The organism is Paraburkholderia sp. Ac-20347 (assembly GCF_017104805.1).
GTDB classification, from domain to species: Bacteria; Pseudomonadota; Gammaproteobacteria; order Burkholderiales; family Burkholderiaceae; genus Paraburkholderia; species Paraburkholderia tropica.
The window spans coordinates 1-7210 of the sequence record NZ_JAAGPN010000336.1; the positions used below are offsets into that span (position 1 = coordinate 1).

Consider the following 7210-nt stretch of genomic DNA (forward strand, 5'->3'; position numbering starts at 1 on the left):
GCCGCCCGCATGGCTGGCGCGCGCCGCAGGCGCGTCCGCGCCCGGCGCGCACGCGTTGCCCGCGGCGTAAGTCGACGTATCCATCCTTCCCCCGTTGAGGAACCGGTTCCCGCCTGGTTCCTTGCTCTGCGCCGGTTGAATCGGTGGCCTTCTCGCGTCGGAAAGCGGGACCCCGAATTCGTTCGGCGCAGCGTAACGAAATTTACATCCGGTAACAACCTGACTGAGACTCTGCCAGGCATTCCGAAATGGCCGATGTTGCGCCGCGATAATATCCCAAAAAAAGAAAAGATACAGTCGGGAAAGGCTTTAGCGGCAAAACCTGAGAGCCGGCATGAAGTTCGGCCCGTCTGCGTTTTCTCGATTTCTGTCAGAAAAACACTGACAAGAAAGCTACGCGAAATCGGCGAAAAATGTAACCGTCCGGGCAGTTTATGCGCGATGTTGTTGCGTGCAAACCGCGAAAAAAAACCGGAGCGCGAGGCTCCGGTTTTTTGGCGAGGCGTGGTGCGGCTTTTCGCCGCCGCCGGCGTGGAAATCAGCCGACGAATGCCTTTTCGATCACGTAGTGACCCGGCTCGTTGTTGCTGCCTTCCTTGAGGCCGGCCTTTTCGAGCAGTTCGACCGTGTCGCGCAGCATGTGCGTGCTGCCGCAGAGCATGATGCGGTCGCGCTCGGGCGTGAACGCCGGCAGGTCGAGGTCGGCGAACAGCTTGCCGGTGTCGATCAGTTCGGTAATACGGCCGCGGTTGTCGAACACTTCGCGCGTGACGGTCGGGTAGTAGACCAGCTTTTCGCGGACGATTTCGCCCAGGTATTCGTGCTCGCGCAGCTCTTCGGTGATGAACTCCTTGTACGCGAGCTCATCGACGAAACGGCAGGTATGCGTGAGGACGATCTTGTCGAAGCGGTCGTAAATGTCCGGATCCTTGATGATCGACATGAACGGCGCGAGGCCCGTGCCGGTCGACAGCATCCACAGCACCTTGCCGGGCAGCAGGTTGTCGGCCACCAGCGTGCCGACGGGCTTCTTGCCGATCAGCACCTTGTCGCCGACCTTCAGATGCTGCAGGCGCGACGTGAGCGGGCCGTCCGGCACCTTGATGCTCAGGAATTCGAGGTGTTCCTCGTAGTTCGCGCTCGCCAGCGAATAGGCGCGCATCAGCGGCTTGCCGTCCACTTCGAGGCCGACCATCGTGAACTGGCCGTTGTCGAAACGCAGGGCCTGGTCGCGCGTGCAGGTGAAGCTGAAAAGCGTGTCGGTCCAGTGATGGACGCTCAGAACGGTTTCTTCGGTGTGTTTGCTCATGGTTCCTGATGATGCGAAACGAGGTCCGCCGGACGGGGCGTTCCTTCCGGCCGCATGACGATGCATGACTGGCCCGGTATGACGATGCGCGGCGCGCGGCTCTGACATCCGGTGGCTACGTGGCTTTTCACGCGTTGACCGTGCCGCTGCGAGCCCGCAGCCTCGATGCGAACGAGGCGCAATCCGCCATTTTACCGCGTGCGCGCCTCATGGGCGGCGCCGCGCTGCAAGGGGAGGGAAGCTCGCGTGAGCCGAGGCATCGTGCTGGCGCCCGTACGCGCCTGGCGTAACGGGTAGCGCTGGCTGACGGCCGGCTGAAAACGGCTGGCGCTGGCTGGCGTCGGCCGGGCCGTGACCGGGCTGGGTACTCCGGGCCGCATGCGGCCCCGATTGCGTCCGGTTCAGCCCGATTTCGATCCGATTTCGCTCAGAGCGACTCGAATCCGGCCGTCCTGCCCGTTCCACCAGGGAGCGGGCGTGCTTGCCGCGAGCGGCGCGCGTCGCGAACGAGGCGCGCCTGCGAATGTTCGCCCCAGATGATACCGGAACGTCTGACAGGCCGCACCATTGACCCTGACGGCGGGGCAGATTCGCGGCGCTCGAACAACGCTTGAAACTGCTGAGGATGCCTCAGCAGACGCTGGGCGGCGTTGGCAGACGTGGAGCGGATGTCGGCGTGTCAGCGGTCGGCGGCGAGCTTGGCGGCGAGGCCGATCAGCGCCGTGCCGCAGAACGCGTCGATCGGACGGCGCAGGCGCTTGTAGCCGCGCTGCGTGCGTTGATCGGCGAACAGGAGCGCGAGGCCCGCGTGCCAGCCGAACGACATCCCCGCCACCAGCGCGAGCGCCGCGCCGTAGAACCACGTCGGCGGATGCGCGGGAAAGACGGCCGCGAACACGCTGGTCCAGAACACGCACGACTTCGGGTTGGTCAGGCAGGTGAGAAAGCCCGCGCGCCAGGTGCGGATCCACGCGCGGCGGTCGGGCGGCGGCAGCGCTTCGACGGGCGCGCTGGGCGCGGCGCTCTGCGATTCGTTGTCGCGGCGCATGCCCGAGCGCAGCAGCTTGATGCCGAACCACAGCAGATACAGCGCGCCGCCGATGCGCACGCCCTGATACAGCCAGTCGATGTGCTGGAGCACGGCGGCGAAGCCGAGCATTGCGAGCGCGGCCCAGAGCGTCGAGCCCGTGCCGACGCCGAACGCCGACGCAATGCCGAGACCGCGCCGTCCGGCGAGCGAGAGTTGCGTCACCATGAAGAAGTTCGGGCCCGGACTGATGAGCGCGAACAGGTAGACGACGGCGATCTGGAGCAGGGTGGCGAGGTGATGCACGCGGAGCCTCGGAGCAGGGAAAACGCGCCATCGAGGCGCGCGACGCGACATATTAACGCGCTTGCTTCGCAGACCCTGGGAGTTTTTCGGAAGGCGAGGCCGCCGCCGCCCACCGCCTGCCGCGTCACTCCAGCCGCAGCCGCGCCATATAAGGAAGGTGGTCGGAGAGCCAGGCCGTTTCCTGCGGCGGCGTGATCAGCTCGACGGGCTGCAGGCCGCGCACGAACATCTTGTCGAGCGCGAGCGCGGGTGAGAACGCCGGGAAGGTGCGGGCGGGCTCGCCGAGCAGCGTCGCCACTTCCTGCAGGCCGTGTTCGGCGAACAGCGGCACCGAGTCGTTGCGCCAGTCGTTGAAATCGCCCGCGAGCACTAGCGGGCCTTGCGGCGCTTCCTTGGCGATCCAGTGGGCGATCCAGTGCATCTGCTTGAGGCGCGCGCTGCGGGTGAGCGCGAGGTGCGCGCACAGCAGCGTCACCTGCTGGCCCGCCACGCTCGCGCGCGCCACCAGCAGGCCGCGCCGCTCGAAGCGATGCGCGGAGATGTCCCAGCGTCCGCCCAGATCGAGCGGATGCGGCGACAGAATGGCGTTGCCGTGCCGCCAGGACGGCTTGAACACGTTCGGCCCGAGAGCGATCTGCAATTCGAGCGCGTGGGCGATTTCGGTGGCCTGGCATTGCCACACGTCTTCGAGCGGATCGCCGAGCGGCGCGCCGAAGGTCGACGAAAGCACCGGCTGCGGCAGACGCCGCGCCATCGCTTCCTGAAGGAACCAGGCGTCGGCGTGGGTCGACTGCACCCAGCGCCGCATGGCCTGCCAGGCCTGAAAGCCAAGCGGTGAGCGGCCCTTGTGCAGGTTCCAGCTCACCGCGACGAAGTCCCCGGCGTGGGCCGGATCCATGTCGATGAGAGGTTGTTCGAGATTTCGCATGCGTGTGTTGCTACGGGTTTTGACGCGGGGTGGACGGCGGCGGCCGGTGGGCCGCGCTCCGGTTCGTGGACGACCGGTGCGCCGTCAGGGCCCCGCGGCGGGCGGCGCGAGGTTCGCGCGCACCCGGTAGACGAGCTTGGGATCGTGATCGACGATCGTCCAGGTCACCCACTGGCCGGCGGGCACGTTCAGGCCCGGATGACTCGCGCTCACCTGACGCGGCTGCGGCGGCAGCTTGCAGCCGTCGGTCGTTTTCGGCGCGACGGGGTTTTCCAGCGTTTCCTGGGCGTCGATGGCGAGAATCGTGCTGTCGGCGCTGGCTTGAAGCGGCGACACCGTGATCGTGCGCTGCAGGTCGATGCTGCCCGCGGGCTGATTCTTGCAGCCCACGTCGTGCGTGACGACCTTGTGATGCGTGTCCGTGCGCGCCTGGCCGACCGTGGTCGAGCCCTCGAAGCTGTCGATCTTCTGGCCGTCGCTGTCGACTTCCAGCGTCCAGTTGACGACGCCTTGCGGCGCGAGCGGCGAAGCCGGCGCGGACGTGCCGGATGCTGTAACAGCGGCGGCCGCCGCCGAAGCTGCCGTGGGCGCGGGATTCGTCACCGTGATCGACGCGGCCGCGGGCGGCGCGGTTTCCTGCGCCTGCGCGCTCGCAGCCAGCGCGCAGGCGGCGACGAGTGCGGTGCTCAGGGCGGTCTTCCATAACGTCATCTCGACAGGCTCCATGCTTGGCAGGGTTCGTTATGACCTTTGATCCTATACCGGGTTCGCAAACGCCGCGTTCGCGGCCGCCGGACGGCGGCCTGGTCGGATCGCAGCGAGCGTGGAAACCCGACGAAAACCCCTTTGTTTTCAAGATGTGGGGACGACCTCGCCCGGTTTCCATCGCGTACGGCGAGAAAACTGTTACAGCAAATGTAATGCCGCACCGCGCCGCGTGCGCGTTAAATCGATTCGACCCCACGAAACGCGTGCCGCAAAGCCGCGCGGCGCGCCCGCGTCACGCGTGTACGCCAGCGCGCCTTCGCCCCGCACTCGCGCCGGATGCTTCCCGATGCGCGGCGTACAATTTTTGAAGGATGCCGGAGCGAGCGGGAGGCGAGCGCAGCGTCATGGACCAGATCGAATGTGTGGTGATCGGCGCGGGCGTGGTCGGCCTCGCCGTGGCGCGCGCGCTGGCGGCGCGCGGCCGCGAAGTGATCGTGCTCGAAGCCGCCGACGCGATCGGCACCAGCACCAGCTCGCGCAACAGCGAGGTCATCCACGCGGGCCTCTACTATCCGCGCGGCTCGCTGAAGGCGACGCTCTGCGTGCGCGGCCGCGAGATGTTGTACGACTATTGCGCCGAGCGTCACGTCGCGCACGCGCGCTGCGGCAAGCTGCTGGTCGCCACCGCGCCCGCGCAGATCGCGCAACTGGATGCGATCCTCGCGCGCGGCAAGGAAAACGGCGTGTTCGACCTCACGCGCATCAGCGGCGCGGAGGCGCTCGCGCTCGAACCGGCGCTCGAATGCGTGGCGGCGGTGTATTCGCCGCAGACCGGCATCGTCGACAGCCATCAATTGATGCTCGCGCTGCAAGGCGACGCCGAGCGCGACGGCGCGGTGGTCGCGCTCAAGTCGCCGGTCGAATCGATCGACGCGAGCGCGAACGGCTTCGTGATCCGCACCGGTGGCGACGCGCCGACCGAAATCCGCGCGGCCTCGCTCGTCAACAGCGCGGGGCTGCAGGCGACGCGGCTCGCCAAACGCATTCGCGGACTCGATCCGCGTCACATTCCGCCGCTCTATCTCGCGCGCGGCAATTACTTCAGCGTGACCGGGCGCGTGCCGTTTTCGCGGCTCATTTATCCGATGCCGAACGAAGCGGGGCTGGGCGTGCATCTCACGCTCGATCTCGGCGGCCAGGCGCGTTTCGGTCCGGACGTGGAGTGGATCGAGTCGATCGATTACGACGTCGATCCGCGTCGCGCCGACGCCTTTTACGCGCAGATCCGCAGCTACTGGCCCGCGCTGCCCGACGGCGCGCTGCAGCCTGCGTATGCGGGCATTCGTCCGAAACTCTCGGGACCGGGCGAACCGGCCGCCGACTTCGTGATTCAGGGCCGCGCCTCGCACGGCGTGCGCGGGCTCGTGAATCTCTTCGGTATCGAGTCGCCTGGACTCACGGCGTCGCTCGCGATTGCGCAGCGCGTCTGCGAGATGGCCGGGCCGGGTTGAACGTGCGTGCGCGTCGTGATGACGCGCTTCTCTTATCTCCGGAATTGCAGGCTCACGCGGCGAGGCATCGTTGCTATGCTTCTCGCGCGCCGTCGTCAGAACGGTGTTGCCCACAATACTGGAGTAAGTCCCATGAAATCGTCCCGCCGCAGCTTTCTGATCACGAGCCTTGGCGTCGCCACGACCGTTGCGCTGTCGCGCCAGGCCTTCGCCGATGCCCCGAAGGCGTCCGAAGCCGATCCCACGTCCCAGGCGCTCGGCTACAAGCTCGACGCCGCCAAGGTCGACAAGGCCAAATTCGCGAAGTACGCCGCCGGCCAGGACTGCAGCAACTGCACGTTCTATCAGGGCAAGGCCACCGATGCGTTCGCGCCGTGCCCGATGTTCGGCGGCAAGCAGGTCGCGGGCAAGGGCTGGTGCAGCGCGTATAACAAGAAGGCGTAAGCGCCTCTCGCGGCACACGCCGCACTCAGCCTGAAAGCGGCGCGCGAGTCTAGACGCGCGCCATCAGCAGAGGCGGACGCCTGCCGAACCACGGCCGCGCCGCCTCCAGTTGCGCGGCGAGACGCAGCAGCAACGCGTCGTGATTCTCGCGCGCCGCGAACTGCACGCCGATCGGCAGGCCGCGCGCATTCCACGCGAGCGGCACCGTCATCGCCGGCTGACGGGTCATGTTGAAGATCTCGGTGCAGCCCGCCCACGCGAACGCCTTGTTCGCGGCTTCCGTCAGCAGTTTTCTCATCAACGCTTCGACCGGCATCGCGGTGACGGCGCGCATCTGCAGGCGCTCCGACTGCGTCGGTTTCAGCTCGCCGATTTTCACGGGCGGCGCCGCGAGCGTCGCGCACAGGATCACGTCGAAGCGTTTCATCAGATCGTCGAAGCGCGCCGTCACGCGCTGCTGCTCGGCGAGCGCGGCGGGCAGTTCGCGCTCGCCGAACTTGCGGCCGATGTGCGCCATCGCCCACGTCGGGATTTCGAAGTCCTGGCGGCGCGGCTTGTTGCCCGTGATGGTGTCGGCGTTCAGCACGTACTGCTCGGCGACGACCGACCAGATCATCAGGAACGCTTCGCGCGTGGCCGTGAAATCCATGCCCAGTTCGATCGGCTCGACGATATGGCCGAGCGAGGTCAGCAGCTTCGCGGTGTCGTCGAGGGCATCGCGCACGTCGGGCGAGAGCGCGTCGGCGAACAGCGGATCGGTGATATAGGCGATCGCCAGCGGCTTGCCGCCGTCGAGCGGCGCGCGCGCGGCCGCGAGAAAGCTGCCCGGCGCGCCGGGCGCGAGGCCGGGATCGCCCGCGAGCAGATCGAGCATCAGCGCGCTGTCACGCACGCTGCGCGATATCGCGAGATCGACGCCCAGTTCGCCCGGCGGACGCGGCAGGTCCGAGGTCGGCTGGTTGCCGCGCGAGGGCTTG

Annotated in this window: 8 protein-coding genes; 3 read left to right on the forward strand and 5 right to left on the reverse strand. The window is 67.2% G+C overall.

Annotated features, from left to right (window positions below; translation table 11 throughout):
• Positions 1–600, forward strand: a 600-nt coding sequence (locus tag G3N97_RS34515) for a hypothetical protein (protein WP_205997347.1), incomplete at its 5' end; no start/stop codon positions are given.
• Here G3N97_RS34515 and G3N97_RS34520 read toward each other — a convergent pair.
• The 4 genes from G3N97_RS34520 to G3N97_RS34535 all read right to left on the reverse strand — a co-directional run bounded on the left by G3N97_RS34520 (position 539) and on the right by G3N97_RS34535 (position 4281).
• Positions 539–1309, reverse strand: a complete 771-nt coding sequence (locus G3N97_RS34520) for a ferredoxin--NADP reductase (protein ID WP_065061935.1) — start codon at positions 1307–1309, stop codon at positions 539–541. The two genes, G3N97_RS34515 and G3N97_RS34520, sit on opposite strands and share 62 nt — an antisense overlap.
• A gap of 679 nt (positions 1310–1988) precedes the next feature.
• Complete coding sequence (locus G3N97_RS34525) at positions 1989–2642, reverse strand: LysE family transporter (RefSeq protein WP_205997348.1); 654 nt, start codon at positions 2640–2642, stop codon at positions 1989–1991.
• 124 nt (positions 2643–2766) lie between these two features.
• Complete coding sequence (locus tag G3N97_RS34530) at positions 2767–3540, reverse strand: endonuclease/exonuclease/phosphatase family protein (RefSeq protein ID WP_110325284.1); 774 nt, start codon at positions 3538–3540, stop codon at positions 2767–2769.
• A 114-nt stretch (positions 3541–3654) separates the two neighbouring features.
• Positions 3655–4281 (reverse strand): hypothetical protein, encoded by a 627-nt coding sequence (locus tag G3N97_RS34535; protein ID WP_241031017.1) that lies wholly within the window; start codon positions 4279–4281, stop codon positions 3655–3657.
• A gap of 401 nt (positions 4282–4682) precedes the next feature.
• On the opposite strand from G3N97_RS34535, the gene G3N97_RS34540 reads away from it, so the two are divergent.
• Positions 4683–5789 carry an NAD(P)/FAD-dependent oxidoreductase gene (locus tag G3N97_RS34540; RefSeq protein WP_205997349.1) on the forward strand — a complete coding sequence of 369 codons (1107 nt, stop codon included), beginning with the start codon at positions 4683–4685 and terminating at the stop codon, positions 5787–5789.
• 132 nt (positions 5790–5921) lie between these two features.
• Positions 5922–6233, forward strand: coding sequence for a high-potential iron-sulfur protein (locus G3N97_RS34545; protein WP_205997350.1), 312 nt, complete (start codon positions 5922–5924; stop codon positions 6231–6233).
• 49 nt (positions 6234–6282) lie between these two features.
• Here the strand turns inward: G3N97_RS34545 and G3N97_RS34550 are convergent.
• On the reverse strand, positions 6283–7210 hold a 928-nt coding region (locus G3N97_RS34550; protein ID WP_241031018.1), incomplete at its 5' end, for an amidase family protein.

Coding starts and splice junctions, on each gene's coding strand:
- G3N97_RS34530 (WP_110325284.1), bottom strand. CDS start 3,540: ATGGATCCGGCCCACGCCGGGGACTTCGTCGCGGTGAGCTGGAACCTG.
- G3N97_RS34545 (WP_205997350.1), top strand. CDS start 5,922: ATGAAATCGTCCCGCCGCAGCTTTCTGATCACGAGCCTTGGCGTCGCC.
- G3N97_RS34535 (WP_241031017.1), bottom strand. CDS start 4,281: ATGACGTTATGGAAGACCGCCCTGAGCACCGCACTCGTCGCCGCCTGC.
- G3N97_RS34540 (WP_205997349.1), top strand. CDS start 4,683: ATGGACCAGATCGAATGTGTGGTGATCGGCGCGGGCGTGGTCGGCCTC.
- G3N97_RS34520 (WP_065061935.1), bottom strand. CDS start 1,309: ATGAGCAAACACACCGAAGAAACCGTTCTGAGCGTCCATCACTGGACC.